Here is a 15,650-nt window from a genome sequence, read left to right on the forward strand (position 1 = left end):
AGTACCTCCCTGAGTGGACGTCAGTTCCGCTGTCCGGGGCCTACCGTCGCCGACATGAGCCGACTTCGCACCACCGCTGCCGCGGCCGCCCTGCTGCTCGCACTGCCGCTGTCCGCCGCCGCTCCCGCCCTGGCCGCGCCCTCGCCGACCGGTTCCACCGCACCCGTCGGCGCCCCGACCACCGCACCCGCCGGCGCCCCGACCACCGCCCCGACCACCGCCCCGACCACCTCCCGCATCCAGCTCCCTCGCCCGACCGGGCCGTACGCGGTCGGGCAGGACGTCCTGCACCTGGTGGACCAGAACCGTCCGGACCCGTGGGTGCCCTCCGCCGGTCCGCGCCAGCTGATGGTCTCGATGTACTACCCCGCACACGCCGGGACGGGCAGCCCGGCGCCGTACATGACCGACGGGGCGGCCAGGGCCCTGCTGGACGGGAAGCTGCCGGGCAACACCATCCCGACCGCGGCGGAGGCCGACGCCCGCACCTGGGCGGAGTCCGGGGCGCGCCCCCAGGGCGGCCACTACCCGCTCGTGGTGCTGTCGCCCGGCTTCACCATGCCGCGGGCGTCGCTGACCAGCCTCGCCGAGGACCTGGCCAGTCGCGGGTACGTCATCGCGCTGGTCGACCACACCTACGAGAACACCGGCACGACCTTCCCCGACGGGCGGACGCTGCCCTGCGTGATGTGCGGCAGGCCCAAGGAGTGGCCCGCCGTGGACGAGAGCCGGGCCAAGGACGTCTCCTTCGTCGTCGACCGGCTGACCGACCACCCGCACCCGGCCTGGCGCTACGCCCGCCTGATCGACCGCGACCGGATCGGCATGGCCGGGCACTCGGCCGGCGGCGCGGCCACCGTCCCGGCGTTGCTCACCGACGACCGGATCGGGGCCGGAGTGGACCTGGACGGCACCATGGACGTCCTGGTGCCCGACTCCGGGATCGGCGGCAAGCCGTTCCTGATGATGGGCCACCCCCTGGACGGCGGCGCCGAGGACAGCAGTTGGGTGAGGAGCTGGTCCAACCTCGACGGCTGGAAGCGCTGGCTGACCGTGGACGGCACGAACCACGCCGACTTCACCGACTTCCCGCTGTTCTTCGACGGGCTCGGCATCCCCCAGGTCGCCCAGCCCGCCATCGCGAGCGGGCGCGCCGTCCAGCTCACCCGCAAGTACGTCGGCGCCTTCTTCGACCTGCAGCTGAAGGGCGTCGCACAGCCGCTGCTCGACGGTCCGACCGCCGCCGACCCGGAGGTCCGGTTCCACTCCTGATCATCGGCACCTCGGCACCGGTCGACCGCGAGCGAGGCCGCCGGCAGCCTGTCGGCGGCCTCGTCGCTGTGCGGGTGCGGACTGAGGGGCGGCCGGCCAGTCGGGCCCGGCCGGGTCAGGCGGGCACAGCAGGGTCAGGCGGGCCCGGCCGGGTCAGGCGGGCACAGCAGGGTCAGGCGGGCACAGCAGGGTCAGGCGGGCACAGCAGGGTCAGGCGGGCTCGGCCGCCGAGGCGATCGGTTCGAGCAGCGGGTGCGGGCGGACCAGGGCGAGGGAGACCGGGTCCTCGCGCCGACTGCCCGCCCGGGCAGGGTTGGGGCGCATGACCACCTCGGTCGGCGGGACGGGCGCACCGCCGCACGTCGGGCAGCCGCCCACGAGGTCCAGGTCGGTGCCGCAGGCGGTGTGCGCGAAGAGGTGGTGCGGGCCGCCCTCGGTCGCGTGCCGACCACCCCAGCGGCTCAACTGGTAGAGCGGACCCCAGAGTTCGAGTCCGGTCCCGGTGAGCAGGTAGCCGTGGCGCAGTGGCGACCACTGGTACGGCTCCTTGCGCAGCACCCCGGCCGCGACCAGGGCGTTGAGCCGCGCCGTGAGGACGGCGCGCGGGATGCCGAGGTGGGTGAGGAAGTCGTTGAAGCGCTGCACGCCGTAGAAGGCGTCGCGCACGATCAGCAGGCTCCACCGCTCGCCGACCACCTCCAGGGCGCGGGCCAGTGCGCAGTCCTGCAGTTCGTAGTCGGTTCCCAGGGCCATGGCCGCCAGCCTAGTCCACTCCCCGAGAGGGTTCAATGAACAGACCAAGGGTGGTAGCGTGCCGCTCGAGACGAAGGTTCATTCACCAGACCAATTACCTGGAGGCCGGGCCGCGAGCCCCGGCCCCCGTCCAGTCCCGGAGGGAACACCCATGCCCCCCGCACCACCCGGCTCCTCCCCCGTCACCCCGGCTCGGCGCGTCCGCCCCGGTGCCACGCTGGCGACCACCGCAGCGGCCACCGCCCTCACCACCGTCGCCTACACCGCCCCCACCGCCTCGCTCGCCGCCACCGCCCAGGCCGCACACCTGGGCGCCACCGGTCGCACCTGGATCCTGACCGGCACCCTCGTCGGCATCTCGGCTCTGCTGCTCACCGCTGGGAGCGCGGCCGACGACCACGGACGCAAGCGCGTCTTCACCTTCGGCATCCTGCTGTTCGCCGCCGCCGAGGCGCTGGCCGCGCTCGCCCCCGACGGCACCGTCTACCTGGCCGCCCGGGTGCTCCTCGGGCTGGCCTCGGCGGCCGTCCTGGCACCGGCGCTCGGCCTGATCAGCCACGCCCACCCGCCCGGGCCCGGGCGGATCCGGGCGCTCGGGATCTGGGGCGCGGCCGTCGGCCTCGGCATCGCGATCGGGCCGGTGTACGGCGCGCTGGTCCAGCAGTGGGCCGGGTGGCGCGCGGTCAGCGGCGGGATCGCGGCCGTGTCGGCGGTCGTCGCCGCCTGTGCCGCCGCCCTCCTCACCGAGTCGCGGGCCGAGCGGGCGCGCGCGCTCGATCCGTACGGGGTACTCACGCTCGCCGCCGGAACCTCCGGCCTGATCGCCGGTCTGGCAGAAGGACGCGACGGCTGGGCGCGGCCGACGGTGGTGGCGCTGCTGGGAGGCGGGCTGTTACTGCTCGCGGCGTTCGTCCTGGTCGAGGCGAGGGTGCGGGAGCCGATGCTGGACCTCACACTGTTCCGCAGCCCCGGCTTCCTCGCGGCCACCGGCGGAGCGCTGTTCACCGGGCTGTCACTGGTCGGGTTCATGAGCTACCTGCCCACCCTGCTGCAGGCCGTGCTCGGCCTGTCCGGACTCGCGGCGGGCGGTGTGCTCGCCCTGTGGTCGGGCCTGTCGGTGGTCTCCGCCCTGCAGGCCCGGCGGCTGGCGACGCGCCTGTCGGCCGCCGGGCAGGTGACGCTCGGGCTGCTGGTCTGCGGCGTCGGCGAGCTGGGCCTCTACGGGCTGGAGCCCGGCTCCTCCTGGCTGCGGCTGGCGCCGGGGCTCGCGGTCGCGGGAGTCGGCAGCGGGGTGCTCAACGCCGCCCTCGCCCGGCTGGCGGTCGGCAGTGTCCCGGCACACCGGGCCGCGATGGGCTCTGGCGCCAACAACACCTCCCGCTACGTCGGTTCGGCGCTCGGCGTGGCGGTCACGGTCGCCGTCGCCGGCTCAGCCCGCCCGGGCGCCCCCGGACCCGCGGCTGCCGCCAGGGCCCTGGCGGCGGGCACCGACCGGGCCGTCCTGGTCGCCGCCGCCCTCTGCCTGGTCGGCGCCCTGCTCGCCCTCGCCGCCCGCACCGCCGAAGCCCGCGCGGAGACGGAGACGGAGACGGAGCCGGAGGTGGAGACGGAGGTGGCAGCGGCCAGGCTCCGCTCGGAGCGCGCCGCCATGCGGTGACGCCCGGGAAGTCGGCCCGGTCGACTTCCCACGCACCACACCCACCGACCACCTGCGGCCCAGGCCCGCCGCGCCACCGGGCGCGTGACGGGTCGGCCGGCGCAGTGGCCTCTCCCGAGCCCGGCGATCAGCGCGAGGATGCGTGGCAGGCGGAGACCGACACCCCGCCCGGGGCGCGGCCCCGGGTACGGCCCTGGCGGCGGTCACGGTCGGTGCCGCGTCCGGTGCTGCCCGGTGCGCCCGGTGCTGCCGGTGGCCGTCCGCACCGCGACGGCGTGCTGCTCCCGGACCGTAGGGGGTGCCGGGGTGCCGGGGTGCCGGGGTGCCGGGGTGCCGGGGTGCCGAGATACCGGGGCACCGGCGCGGACTCGGGGTTGTTCGGGTCGTGCCCCGCGAGGGCCCTGGCGGGGGGCGGGCTGCGTGGAGGCCGTGGTGCGGGGCGCCGCGGAGTTCGCGGCCGCCGACCCGGTGCCCGGTCCCGGGGACGCGCCGGTGCCGGGTGGGGAGCCGCTGCCGCTCGGTCGGCCGGCGCAGGGGGGTGTTCGTTGGCCGGCGCAGGGCCGGGTGTTCGTCCGCCCCGCCGGTGCGCGAGGCGCTGCCGTCGGGTGTGGGCGGGCGGGTCGGTCGTGGAGCTGACCGCCGGGCGGTACCTGCTCCCGGACGCCTTCCGCGACGGCGAGCGGATCCAGGACGGCACCGGTCCCCTGGCCGTCGGGCGCCTGCGGCCACGGTGAGCGGCCGTCCCGGGGCGCGTGCGAAGATGGCAGGGCTGGTGGGAACGATCTCCGGACGCTTCTGGGACGGTTCTCTGGCCATGGTGAACGACAACGCGCAGCGCGAGGGGCAGCCGCGGCAGGACGCCCTGCTGATGGTGCCGATCGCGACGGCGCTGATCGCCGCCGACGGGCGGATCCTGCACTGGAGCAGCGACGCGGAGGCGCTGCTCGGTCACCGTGCGGTGGACGCGGTCGGGGCCAAGGCGGCCAAGCTGCTGACCTCCGACGACGAGCGGCCCGAGGTGCTGGAGCTGTTCCGGCAGATCCTCGAGGGCCTGCCGTGGACGGGCGTGTTCCCGGTGCGCCACCGTGACGGGCACCTGGTGAATCTGGAGTTCCGCACTCACCCGATCCGGGGGCCGGGCGGCGCTCCGATGGTGCTGGCCGTCGCGTCCGAGGTGACCACGCTGCGCCGGATCCAGGCGGACCTGGCCGTCCTGGACGGCTTCTTCACGCAGTCCCCGGTCGGCATGGCGGTGTACGACACCGACCTGCGCTTCGTCCGGCTGAACGAGGCGCTGGCGCGGGCGAACGGCCTGACCGCCGAGGAGCACCTGGGCCACCGGCTCACCGAGGTGCTGCCGGGGCTCAACGGCGCCGAGTCCGAGGCGGTGATGCGCCGGGTGCTGGCGAGCGGCGAGCCGGTGGTGGACACCCGCTCGCACGGCCGCACCCCGGGCGATCCGCACCACGACCACGCCTGGTCGGCCTCCTACTTCCGGTTGGAGGACCGCAGCGGCCGGGTCCTCGGGGTGAGCGCGACCGTCATCGACATCACCGAGCGCTTCCGGGCCGACGCCCGGGCGGTCCGCGCCCAGGAGCGACTGGCCCTGCTGGTCGACGCGACCGCCTCGATCGGCACCACGCTCGATCTGCGGCAGACCGCCAGGGAGCTGGCCGACGCCATGGTGCCCAGCGTCGCGGACATCAGCGGGGTGTTCGCGCTGGAGGCGCTGGTGGCCGGCCGCAACGTCGAGCCGCCCGCGCCGGACGCCCCTCAGCTGGTGCGCCGCCTGGCCCTGGCCACCGACGACCCGCTCTACCCGGCCGACGCGCTGCCGGTCGACGCCGTGTACGAGCTCCCGCCGGATTCCCCGTACAGCCGTGCGCTGAGCGCCGGACGGACGGTGGTGGTGCCGTCCTGGGAGCTGCCCATGCTGGGCGAGGGCATCAGCGAGAGCCGCCGGCAGGCCTACCTGGGCGACCGGCCGCGCCCGGTGCGGATCACCCCGCTGGTGGCGCGCGGCACCACGCTCGGCATGGTGGTGTACTCGCGGCGCGGCGAGCGCGAGTCCTTCGCCGAGGCCGACATCACCCTCGGTGAGGAACTGGCCTCGCGGGCCGCCGTCGCGATCGACAACGCCCGGCTGTACCTGCGCCAGCACCAGACCGTCCTGGCCCGCCAGCAGGCGCTGCGGGAGGCGAAGGCGGCGCAGGAGCGCCTGGCGCTGGTCAACGTGGCCTCCACCCGGATCGGCACGACGCTCGATCTCGCCCAGACCGCGAAGGAGTTGGCCGAGGTGGCGACGCCCAGGCTGGCGGACACGGTGGTGGTGGAGGTGTTGGAGGAGTTGGTCCGCGGCGAGCGCGAGGTCCGCGCGCCGGCGGACGGTTCGGCGCTGCTGCGACGGATGGCCTTCCATTCGGTGCACGGCTCGACCCTGCAGCCGATCGCCCGCACCGGCAACGTGCACCGCTTCCAGTCCGGTTCGCCGTACGCGTGGAGCCTGGCGCACCGAAAGCCGGTGCTGGTGCCGCGGATGGACGAGCAGGGCATGGCCTGGTTCGCGGACGATCCGGTGCGCACCGCCGCCATCCGGGAGCAGAACGTGCGCTCGTTCATGGTGGTCCCGCTGATCGCGCGCGGCACCCCGGTCGGCGTCGCGGGCTTCTACCGCACGCTCGCCGAGCGGCCGTACGAGGACGATGACGTGGCGTTGGCCGGGGAGTTGGCGGTGCGGGCCGCCGTCTCGATCGACAACGCGCTGCTGTTCACCCGCGAGCGCGACGCGGCCGCCGCCCGGCAGCGGGCGCTGGACGAGACCTGGGCCGCCCAGCAGCGGCTGTCGCTGCTGAACGAAGCCAGCACCCGGATCGGCACCACGCTGGATCTGCACCGCACCGCGCAGGAGTTGGTGGAGGTGGTGATCCCGCGCTTCGCCGACTTCGTCACCGTGGACCTGCGCGATGCGGTGCTGAGCGGCGAGGAGCCCGGGCCCGTCCCGGCCGAGGGGCCGGTGCTGATGCGGGCGGTGGCGGTCGGCGAGGCCGCCTCGGACGGCAGCATGACGGGCGCGGCCGACCAGATGGGCGAGACCTCCCAGTCCGCCGAGGTGTACGCGCAGAGCCTGCGCACCCGGCGCTCGATCCTGGTGTCCGAGGTGACGGAGGAGAAGCTGCGCCGGATCGTCGCGGCCCCCGACCGGGTGGAGCCGAGCCTGACCGCCGGGGTGCACTCCTACCTGATGGTGCCGCTGGTGGCGCGCGGACACGTGCTCGGCGGCGCGGAGTTCGTCCGCACCCGCAACCCGGCGCCGTTCGGCCCGGCGGACCGCTCGCTCGCCGAGGAACTGGCCGCCCGCACCGCGCTGGCGATCGACAACGGCCGGCTCTACCGCCGCGAACGGGACACCGCCCTCATGCTGCAGCGCAGCCTGCTGCCGCAGGAGGTGCACCGCACCCTCGGGTTGGAGATCGCCTACCGCTACCAGCCCAGCAGCGTGGTCAGCGAGGTCGGCGGCGACTGGTTCGACGTCATCCCGCTGTCCTCCGGGCGGGTCGCCCTGATCGTCGGGGACGTGATGGGCCACGGCATCCGGGCCGCCGCGACGATGGGGCAACTGCGGACGGCGGCAAGGACGTTGATCACCCTCGACCTGGATCCTGCGCGCGTCCTGTACCGGCTGGACGAGGCCACCACCGCCGTCGGGGAGGGCCAGTTCGCCACCTGCGTCTGCGTGGTCTACGACCCGGTGGACCGCCGCTGCACCGCGGCCAGCGCCGGACACCTGCCGCCCGTGGTCGCCGACACCGAAGGGCACACCCGCCTGATCGAGCTGCCCACCGGCGCACCGCTCGGGGTCGGCGGAGTCCCCTTCGAGAGCGCGGAGTTCACCCTCCCCGAGGAGGGCATCCTGACGCTCTACACCGACGGGCTGGTCGAGCGCCGGGGCCGCGACCTGGACGAGGGGATCCGGCTGCTCCGCCGGACGGTCGCCGACCGGCGCGGCTCGCTGGAGCAGACCTGCGACGCCGTCCTCACCCGGCTCACCGCCCGCACCAGCGAGGACGACATCGCCGTCATCATGGCGCAGGTGCGCCCGTACGGCGCGGACCGGATCGCCACCCTGCCGCTCACCGGCGACCGCGCGATGGTCGCGCACTCGCGGCGCTTCACCCGCGAGACCCTGGACTCCTGGGGGCTCCACGCGCTCGTCGACTGGGCCGAACTGCTCACCAGCGAGCTGATCACCAACGCCCTCGTGCACGCCGGATCCCCCACCCAGCTGCGGCTGTTCTGCAACCGGGTGCTCACCGTCGAGGTCGCCGACCAGGAGACGGAGGCGCCCCGGATCCGCCGCGCCCGCACCGAGGACGAGGGCGGGCGCGGCATCCACCTGGTCAACGAGCTCGCGCACCGCTGGGGCAGCCGCCGGACCGGCGACGGCAAGGTGGTCTGGTTCGAGCTGGAACTGCCCCCGGGAGCCTCACCGACCGCATGAAGCGGCTCTCGACCGGCCCGGCCGGAGCTCGTTCAGTCCGGCAGGAGGAGGTTGACGTCGCCGAACTCGTGCCAGAGGTAGCGGTGCCGGACGGCGGCGTCGTAGCAGGCGGCCAGGAGCGGACGGCCGGCGACGGCGGCGAGCATCAGGAGGTGGGAGGCGCGGGGCTCGTGCCAGCCGGTGAGCAGACCGTCCACGGCGCGGACGCCGCGCTCCGGGGTGATGACCAACTCCGTCCAGCCGTCGGCCTCCTGGAGGGCACCGTCCGGTGCGACGGCGGACTCCAGGGCCCGGACCACGGTGGTGCCGACGGCGATCACCCGGCCGCCCTCGGCCCGGACGTGCCCGACCAGACGGGCCGTGGCGGCCGGGACGTGGAAGCGCTCGGCGTACGGAGCCTCGTGCACCTCGGGCGAAGCCACCCCGGTGTGCAGGGTGACCGGTGCGACGAGCACGCCCCGGCCCGCCAGCCGGGCCACCGTCTCGGCGCTGAACGGGCGGGCCGCGCTGGGCATTTCGCTGCTCCCCGGGACGGTGGCGAAGACCGTCTGGTAGGCCTCGATCGGCCACTCGCGGTCCACGTAGCCGTACCGGATCGCCCGGCCGTGCCGCGCCAGGTAGGGGAACAGGCGGGTCGGCAAGTCGAGTTCGGCGCGCCAGAGGCGGGCGGTGAAGGCGCGGGTCAGCACCGCGGAGCCGCCGGCGGGCAGCGCGACCCGCAGTCCCGGGCGGGCCGGGGACTCCTCGGGCGGGTAGTACGCAGCCGCCTCCCCCGGCACCACCCGGCGCAGTTCGACCAGGTGGGAGCCGTGTCGGTCCGGCTGGGCGGAGGAGAGGTGCAGCGCCACGGGGGTGCCGTCGGGCAGCGCGCCGGACAGCGCGGCCGGAAGGGTGGCCGAGTTGTTGACCACCAGGAGGTCTCCCGGACGCAGCACCGCGGGCAGGTCGGTGAAGCGACGGTGCTCGACACCGCCGGTGGCTCGCCGGCCGACCAGCATCCGTACGCCGTCCCGGGCGGCGCCTCGGGCCTCCGCCGGTGCGCGGGCGGAGAGCTCGGGCGGGACGGTGAGGCCGAGGCCGAGGCCGAGCTGGGTGCGGGCGGTCACCGGTCACCCCGGTCGGCCCGGGCCGCGGTCGGCTCCGCGGCGTGGTCCACGGTCTGGTCCGTGGCCGGGTCCGCGGTCGGCTCCGCGGCCGGGTCCGCGGCCCGCTCGGCCAGGTCCACGGCCCGGTAGCGGCCGGACGGCGCGCCGCCCCGGAGCAGGCCGAGCAGGACGGGCGCCACCTGCTCGGGCAGCGGCTCCCCGGAGATGTCCTCACCCGGGCAGGCCTCCTGGAGCATCCGGGTGCGCATGCTGCCCGGGTCGACCGCCCAGACCCGCAGCTCCGGCTCTTCCAGGGCGAGGACGGCGGTGGCGAGGTCGAGCGCGGCCTTGCTTGCTCCGTAGCCGCCCCAGCCGACGTAGGGCACGACGGCGGCGTCGGAGCTGATGTTGAGGACGGCGCCGGCGCGGGCGCGCAGCTGCGGCAGGACGAGTTGGGTGAGGGCGATCGGGGCGAGCGCGTTGGCCTCGAAGGTCTCCAGCAGGTCCGGCAGCGGGTGGTCGGCCAGCCGGGGCAGTGGCTGCGAACCGGGGGTGGGCCCGGAGGCGGGCGCGGAGCCGGGTTCGGAGGCGGGGGCGGGTTCGGAGCCGGGCCCGGAGGCGGAGGCGGGTTCGGAGGCGGGGGCGGGCGCGCCGTTGAGCGTGCCGGCGTTGTTGACCAGCAGGCTCGCGCCGCCGAGGCGCTCGGCGGCCTCGGCCAGGTGGGCGCGGTGGTCGTCGTCGACGATGCTGCCGGGCAGGGCGACGACCTTGGTGACGGCGGCCAGCTCCGCCTCGGCGGCGGCGAGGCCCGCCGCGCCCCGGGCGGTGATCACCAGCTGCCAGCCGTCGGCGGCGAGGGCGTGCGCGAGGGCCAGGCCGAGGCCCCGGGAGGCGCCGGTGACCAGGGCGACGGGGGCGGGGTGCGGTACGGCGGTGCGCTGTGCTGCGTTCATGCCGCAACCATCGCGCCGCCGGGGCGGGCGGTGGATCGACCGCCGGGACCGGGCCGGGGGGACGTTGGTCGTAGACCGGCGGACCGTCCTACGACCCGGCGCCGGAGCCTTCGGCCCAGCTCTGCGGGTCCGTCCAGGAGGCCAGGGTGCGGCGGGTCTCGAAGCGGCGCTCGCGGCCGGTCAGCGGGTCCGTGAACTCGATCACCGAGGCGAGCAGTTGCAGCGGGCGGCGGAAGTCGTCGGGGGCCGGCTCGGGCAGCACCACCGGGTACACCGGGTCGCCGAGGATCGGCAGCCCGAGGCCGCTCATGTGCAGCCGCAGCTGGTGGGTGCGTCCGCTGGACGGGTGCAGCCGGTACCGGCCGTGGCCGTCGCGGCGTTCCAGCAGCTCGATCCGGCTCTCGCTGTTCGGGGGCGCGTCCAGCTCCCGTGCGGCGATCACTCCGCGTTCCTTGACGATGTGGCTGCGCACGGTGCGGGGCAGGCTCAGCTCCGGGTCGTACCCGGCGACCGCCTGGTACTCCTTGCGCACCAGGCGGTCCCGGAAGAGCGTCTGGTAGGCACCGCGCTCCTCGGGGCGCACCACGAACATGGCCAGGCCGGCGGTGAGCCGGTCCAGGCGGTGCGCCGGACTGAGCGCGGGCAGGCCGAGGGTGTGCCGCAGCCGGGAGAGGGCCGTCTCGGCGACGTGCTTGCCGCGCGGGGTGGTGGCCAGGAAGTGCGGCTTGTCGACGACCACCAGGTGCTCGTCACGGTGCAGCACGACCAGCTCGAACGGGACGCGCACCTCGTCCGGGAGGTCCCGGTGGAACCACAGGTGCCCGCCGGGGCGGAACGGTTCGTCCGGCGCGATCGGGCCCTGCTCGCCGACGATCTCCCGGTCGCGCAGCGCCGCGTCGATCCGTTCGGCGGGGACGGTGGGCAGCCGTTCGAGCAGGTGGTCCCGCACGGTCGGCCAGGGGCCTTCGAACGGCAGCCGCAGGTGCACCGGGTCGACGCCGTGGCGCTGCGGGAGGGGGGAGGCGGGTCGGCGGTTCTTGCGTCTCATGTCCCGGCCCAGGGTAGTGCGCGCCGCCGCCGGCCCCGCCGGCGGTGCTGCCCCGGTCCCGCTCGGGCGGGCCGAGGCGCTGAGCCGGGCGGACCGCGCGGTCGAGGTGCTGACCCGGGGCGGGGCGGGGAGAGTGGGTCGGAGGCCCTCGCTCCGCCGGGGGCCTCCGACGATCTTGTCAAACACCAGTCGGGCTCGGAGCCGTCCGAGGCCGACGGACCACTGGAGGACGTGTGACCGCCGACGGCCCGGACGGGGTGCCGCCGCTGCACCTGCCCCGACGGACCCGGATGCTGCTGTACGGCTCGCTCCTGCTGCTGGTCGCCGCCGTCGTGACGGCGCTGGCCATCGGCCCGGGAACCACCCTGTCGCCGCTGCTCGCGGTGGCCCCCGTCCTCGCCGGGGCGACGACCCGGAAGGCCCGGGTGCCGCTGCTGGTCGGCTCGGCGGCCCTGCTCGCGGTCGGGCTGCTGGAGTCGGCCAACGCGCAGCTGCCGCTCTCCGTCCGGATCAGCGTGCCGGTGACCGTCCTGGCCTCGACCCTGGCCAGCGCCGCCAGTGTCGTCCTGGTGGCGGCCCGCGAGCGGGAGCTGTTCCAGGTCCGGACGGTGGCCGAGGCGGCGCAGCGGGCGCTGCTGCGACCGCTGCCCGAGCGGATCGGCCCGCTGCGGGTGGCGGTGCGCTACGTCGCGGCGGCGGCCGAGGCGCGGATCGGCGGGGATCTGTACGCCGTGGTCGAGACCCGGTTCGGGGTGCGGATCCTGTTGGGGGACGTCCAGGGGCACGGCCTTCCGGCGGTGGAGACGGCGGCGGACGTCCTCGGCGTGTTCCGGGAGGCGGCCCGGACCGAGCCCGATCCGGGCCGGCTCGCCGAGCGGTTGGACGCCGCACTCACGGCCCGCCCGGACGAGGACCGGTTCGCCACGGCGCTGCTGCTCGACGTGGCGCCGGACCGGGGGCCCGTCCGGGTGGTGAACTGCGGCCATCCGCCCCCGCTGCTGCGCCGGGCCGGACGGGTGAGCGAGTTGGAGCCCCCGTTCTCGGCGCCGCCGCTGGGCCTGCTCGGACTGACCGGCGACGAGTACCCGGCGCGGGCGTTCGACCCGGAGCCGGGCGACCTGCTGCTCCTGCACACCGACGGCGTCTCGGAGGCCCGGGACGCCGAGGGCCGGTTCTACCCGCTCGCGGAGCGACTGCCCGGGCTGCACGGCGGGAGCCCTGCGGACCTGCTGGACGCGGTGCTGGCGGATGTCGGCGGCTGGGTCGGGAACGACGGGCTGGCCGACGACGCGGCGGTGCTGGCTGTGCGCTGGGAGCTGTGACAGCCCCGCAGGGCGTCAGTCAGTGGCAGAGCCGCCACCGCCGGGAACCCGGTGACGACCGTCGGTGTCAGTGGCGCGTGCAAGGCTCGGTTCGCGGTCGGCGGGGAGCCTGCCGCCTGCGCACGGGATGACGGTCGACGGTTGACGAGGGGACGGTGTCATGGGGACCACGGCAAGCGGGTCGTTCGAGCTCACGGCGTTCGAGCCGGTGGAGACGGAGGAGCGGGAGGGCGCGTCCTTCGGGCGGGTCCGGATCGCCAAGACCTTCACGGGCGGGCTGAGCGGCACGAGCGAGGTGCGGATGCTCTCCGTCGCCGGCCCGTCCGGCGCCCCGGCGTCGTATGTCGCGGTGGAGCACGTGACGGGCGAACTGGACGGGCGCAAGGGCTCGTTCGTCCTCCAGCACGCGGCCTGGGATGCCACCGGCACGACGATACGCGTGGTGCCGGGCACCGGGGCGGGGGAATTGGCCGGCATCACCGGTGAGTTCCGCCTGGCCGTCGACGACTCCGGCGCGCACTCCTATGTCCTGGAGTACGAGCTGGCCTGACGGCCCGCGTCCGGCGCCCGGCGTCACCTTCTCGGCCGTGTGCCGGACCCGCCGGGCGTTCGGCGGCGCTGTCACGATGATGCGATCAGTGCACATGCGATCAGTGCACGATCGGCATCGGAGGGTGGCGCATGCCCGACGCAGCGGTGGGTCGTCCCCAGTCCACGGTCGGTGACGCGGCCACGGTCGAGGAGGTGGTCGGCCGGCTGCGGGAGATCGGGGCGGCGCTGCCCCCGGCCGACGGGGTGGCGGTCTTCAACCGGCTCTACCTCGACGTGACGCAGGCCGTCCGCGACCGGCTCGGCCCCGGGTACTTCGCGGATCCGCCGGCGATGGCCGAGCTGGACGTGGTGTTCGCCGGGCGCTACCTGCGGGCCGTGGCCGCCGACGCGGCCGGGCGGGAGCCGCCCGCCTGCTGGCGGCCGCTGTTCGCGCTGCGCGCCCATCCGGGCGTGCACCCCCTGCAGTTCGCGCTGGCCGGGATGAGCGCCCACATCCAGCACGACCTGCCGCTCGCCGTCGTGGACACCTGCCACCGCCGGGGCTGCGGCCCGGGCGACGTCGAGGAGGACTACCACCGGATCAACGGGGTGCTGGCCGACGTGGAGGCGGCCGTCCGCGAGCAGCTGATGCCCGGGCCGGACCTGCTGGAGCGCGCCGAGCCGCTCACCCACCTGCTCGGCACCTGGTCGGTCGAGGCCGCCCGGGAGGCCGCCTGGTCCGCCGTCGCGGCGCTCTGGGAGCTGCGCCACGTGCCGGTCGCGGCCCGGGCCTTCGCCGCCGCGTTGGACTGCTCGGTCGGGCTGCTCGGCCGCGCACTGCTGCTCCCGCTCGGTCCGGGTGCCGCTCAGGTCGGCCCCGGAGCGGCACCGGCCGGCCGGCTCCCCGAGGCGAGGAACCGGCCGGCCGGAGGATCCGCCGGACCGCCGGCTGGCGGTCCGGCGGCGGACGGTCAGGCCCCGCCGGAGGGTGAGGCCACACCGGGCGGTCGGCCCCGGGCCGGGGCCGGGGCCGGGACGGGCGGTCAGGCCCAGCTGGAGTGCAGCGGCTTGCCCTCGGCGTAGCCGGCCGCACTCTGGACGCCCACGATCGCCTTCTCGTGGAACTCCTCCAGGGTGTTGGCGCCCGCGTAGGTGCAGGAGCTGCGCACACCGGCCACGATCGAGTCGATCAGGTCCTCGACGCCCGGGCGGGCGGAGTCGAGGAACATCCGGGAGTGCGAGATGCCCTCCTCGAACAGTGCCTTGCGGGCGCGGTCGTACGAGGAGTCCTGGGCGGTGCGGTTGCTCACCGCGCGGGCCGAGGCCATGCCGAAGCTCTCCTTGTACTGGCGGCCGTCGGCAGCGGTGTGCAGGTCGCCCGGGGACTCGTAGGTCCCGGCGAACCAGGAGCCGATCATCACGTTGGAGGCGCCGGCGGCCAGCGCCATGGCGACGTCGCGCGGGTGCCGCACGCCGCCGTCGGCCCACACGTGCTTGCCGAGCCGGCGCGCCTCGGCGGCGCACTCCAGGACGGCGGAGAACTGCGGGCGACCGACGCCGGTCATCATCCGGGTGGTGCACATGGCGCCGGGGCCGACGCCGACCTTGAGGATGTCGGCGCCCGCCTCGACCAGGTCGCGGACGCCGGCGGCGGCGACCACGTTGCCGGCCACGATGGGGATCTGCGGGTCCAGGCCGCGCACCGCGCGAAGCGCGCTGATCATGCTCTCCTGGTGGCCGTGCGCGGTGTCCACCACCAGCACGTCGGCGCCGGCCTCGATCAGGGCCTTGGCCTTGCCCGCGACGTCGCCGTTGATGCCGACGGTGGCGGCGATCCGCAGCTTGCCGTCCGCGTCCACGGCGGGGGTGTACAGGGTGGCGCGCAGCGCGCCCTTGCGGGTGAGGATGCCGACCAGGCGGCCCTCGCCGTCGACCACCGGGGCGAGCTTGCGGTGCGCCTCGGTGAGCTTGTCGAAGGCGGCGCGCGGCTCGATGCCCTCGTCCAGGACCAGCAGGTCGCGGGACATGATGTCGGCGAGGCTGGTGAAGCGGTCCACGCCCTGGCAGTCGGACTCGGTGACGACGCCGACCGGCTTGCCGTCCTCCACGACGACGAGGGCGCCGTGCGCGCGCTTGGGGATCAGCGAGAGCGCCTCGGCGACGGTGTCGCCGGGGGCGAGGGTGATCGGAGTGTCGAACACCAGGTGGCGCCGCTTGACCCAGGAAATGACCTCTGAGATGACCTCGGTGGGGATGTCCTGCGGGATGGCGACCAGGCCGCCGCGGCGGGCGACGGTCTCGGCCATCCGGCGACCGGCGATGGCGGTCATGTTGGCCACGACCAGCGGGATGGTGGTGCCGGTGCCGTCGTTGGAGGACAGGTCCACGCCCTGCCGGGAGCCCACGGCGGAACGGCTGGGGACCATGAAGACGTCGTCGTACGTCAGGTCGTACGAGGGCTTGAGGTCGTTCAGGAAGCGCATGAAGGGGGCTCTCTGGCTGGGAGAAATTACACCTCGGGTGCGGTTGCG

Annotated in this window: 11 protein-coding genes; 6 read left to right on the forward strand and 5 right to left on the reverse strand. The window is 75.3% G+C overall.

Going from position 1 to position 15,650, the window contains the following annotated elements; all coding sequences use genetic code 11:
- The first annotated feature begins 54 nt into the window (after positions 1-54).
- Positions 55-1,272: an alpha/beta hydrolase family protein gene (locus IF30_RS0125080; protein ID WP_030242560.1), complete on the forward strand. Its 1,218-nt coding sequence runs from the start codon at positions 55-57 to the stop codon at positions 1,270-1,272.
- Between the two features lie 210 nt (positions 1,273-1,482).
- Here the strand turns inward: IF30_RS0125080 and IF30_RS0125085 are convergent, their stop codons facing one another.
- On the reverse strand, positions 1,483-2,025 hold the full coding sequence (locus IF30_RS0125085; RefSeq protein ID WP_030242561.1) for a winged helix-turn-helix transcriptional regulator: 543 nt from the start codon (positions 2,023-2,025) through the stop codon (positions 1,483-1,485).
- A gap of 151 nt (positions 2,026-2,176) precedes the next feature.
- On the opposite strand from IF30_RS0125085, the gene IF30_RS0125090 reads away from it, so the two are divergent.
- Positions 2,177-3,682 (forward strand): MFS transporter, encoded by a 1,506-nt coding sequence (locus tag IF30_RS0125090; protein WP_051711086.1) that lies wholly within the window; start codon positions 2,177-2,179, stop codon positions 3,680-3,682.
- 772 nt (positions 3,683-4,454) lie between these two features.
- Entirely contained in the window at positions 4,455-8,180 is a 3,726-nt protein-coding gene (locus tag IF30_RS43915) for a SpoIIE family protein phosphatase (RefSeq protein WP_158835464.1), read from the forward strand.
- Between the two features lie 32 nt (positions 8,181-8,212).
- Here the strand turns inward: IF30_RS43915 and IF30_RS0125110 are convergent, their stop codons facing one another.
- The 3 genes from IF30_RS0125110 to IF30_RS0125125 all read right to left on the reverse strand — a co-directional run bounded on the left by IF30_RS0125110 (position 8,213) and on the right by IF30_RS0125125 (position 11,266).
- Positions 8,213-9,286, reverse strand: a complete 1,074-nt coding sequence (locus tag IF30_RS0125110) for an S-adenosylmethionine:tRNA ribosyltransferase-isomerase (protein WP_030242563.1) — start codon at positions 9,284-9,286, stop codon at positions 8,213-8,215.
- Positions 9,283-10,218: an SDR family NAD(P)-dependent oxidoreductase gene (locus IF30_RS45555; RefSeq protein WP_078891670.1), complete on the reverse strand. Its 936-nt coding sequence runs from the start codon at positions 10,216-10,218 to the stop codon at positions 9,283-9,285. The genes IF30_RS0125110 and IF30_RS45555 overlap by 4 nt, the downstream gene beginning before the upstream one ends.
- Before the next feature lie 88 nt (positions 10,219-10,306).
- Positions 10,307-11,266, reverse strand: coding sequence for a pseudouridine synthase (locus tag IF30_RS0125125; RefSeq protein WP_030242564.1), 960 nt, complete (start codon positions 11,264-11,266; stop codon positions 10,307-10,309).
- A 233-nt stretch (positions 11,267-11,499) separates the two neighbouring features.
- Between IF30_RS0125125 and IF30_RS0125130 the strand changes: the two genes are divergently transcribed.
- The 3 genes from IF30_RS0125130 (at position 11,500) to IF30_RS0125140 (ending at position 14,202) form a co-directional block, all read left to right on the forward strand.
- Entirely contained in the window at positions 11,500-12,588 is a 1,089-nt protein-coding gene (locus IF30_RS0125130) for a PP2C family protein-serine/threonine phosphatase (protein WP_037901147.1), read from the forward strand.
- A gap of 160 nt (positions 12,589-12,748) precedes the next feature.
- On the forward strand, positions 12,749-13,138 hold the full coding sequence (locus IF30_RS0125135; RefSeq protein ID WP_030242566.1) for a DUF3224 domain-containing protein: 390 nt from the start codon (positions 12,749-12,751) through the stop codon (positions 13,136-13,138).
- 131 nt (positions 13,139-13,269) lie between these two features.
- Complete coding sequence (locus IF30_RS0125140; RefSeq protein ID WP_063752772.1) at positions 13,270-14,202, forward strand: DUF5995 family protein; 933 nt, start codon at positions 13,270-13,272, stop codon at positions 14,200-14,202.
- On the opposite strand, the gene IF30_RS0125145 is transcribed toward IF30_RS0125140, so the two are convergent.
- Complete coding sequence (locus tag IF30_RS0125145) at positions 14,163-15,602, reverse strand: GuaB1 family IMP dehydrogenase-related protein (RefSeq protein ID WP_030242569.1); 1,440 nt, start codon at positions 15,600-15,602, stop codon at positions 14,163-14,165. The two genes, IF30_RS0125140 and IF30_RS0125145, sit on opposite strands and share 40 nt — an antisense overlap.
- Positions 15,603-15,650: the final 48 nt, after the last annotated feature.

Origin of the sequence: Streptomyces sp. NRRL S-350, assembly GCF_000719705.1 — a bacterium.
Taxonomy (GTDB): Bacteria; Actinomycetota; Actinomycetes; order Streptomycetales; family Streptomycetaceae; genus Kitasatospora.

What these genes read in the sequence shown, in the direction of transcription:
- IF30_RS0125080 (WP_030242560.1), top strand. Translation starts at nt 55, where the DNA reads ATGAGCCGACTTCGCACCACCGCTGCCGCGGCCGCCCTGCTGCTCGCA.
- IF30_RS0125085 (WP_030242561.1), bottom strand. Translation starts at nt 2,025, where the DNA reads ATGGCCCTGGGAACCGACTACGAACTGCAGGACTGCGCACTGGCCCGC.
- IF30_RS0125090 (WP_051711086.1), top strand. Translation starts at nt 2,177, where the DNA reads ATGCCCCCCGCACCACCCGGCTCCTCCCCCGTCACCCCGGCTCGGCGC.
- IF30_RS45555 (WP_078891670.1), bottom strand. Translation starts at nt 10,218, where the DNA reads ATGAACGCAGCACAGCGCACCGCCGTACCGCACCCCGCCCCCGTCGCC.
- IF30_RS0125125 (WP_030242564.1), bottom strand. Translation starts at nt 11,266, where the DNA reads ATGAGACGCAAGAACCGCCGACCCGCCTCCCCCCTCCCGCAGCGCCAC.
- IF30_RS0125135 (WP_030242566.1), top strand. Translation starts at nt 12,749, where the DNA reads ATGGGGACCACGGCAAGCGGGTCGTTCGAGCTCACGGCGTTCGAGCCG.
- IF30_RS0125140 (WP_063752772.1), top strand. Translation starts at nt 13,270, where the DNA reads ATGCCCGACGCAGCGGTGGGTCGTCCCCAGTCCACGGTCGGTGACGCG.
- IF30_RS0125145 (WP_030242569.1), bottom strand. Translation starts at nt 15,602, where the DNA reads ATGCGCTTCCTGAACGACCTCAAGCCCTCGTACGACCTGACGTACGAC.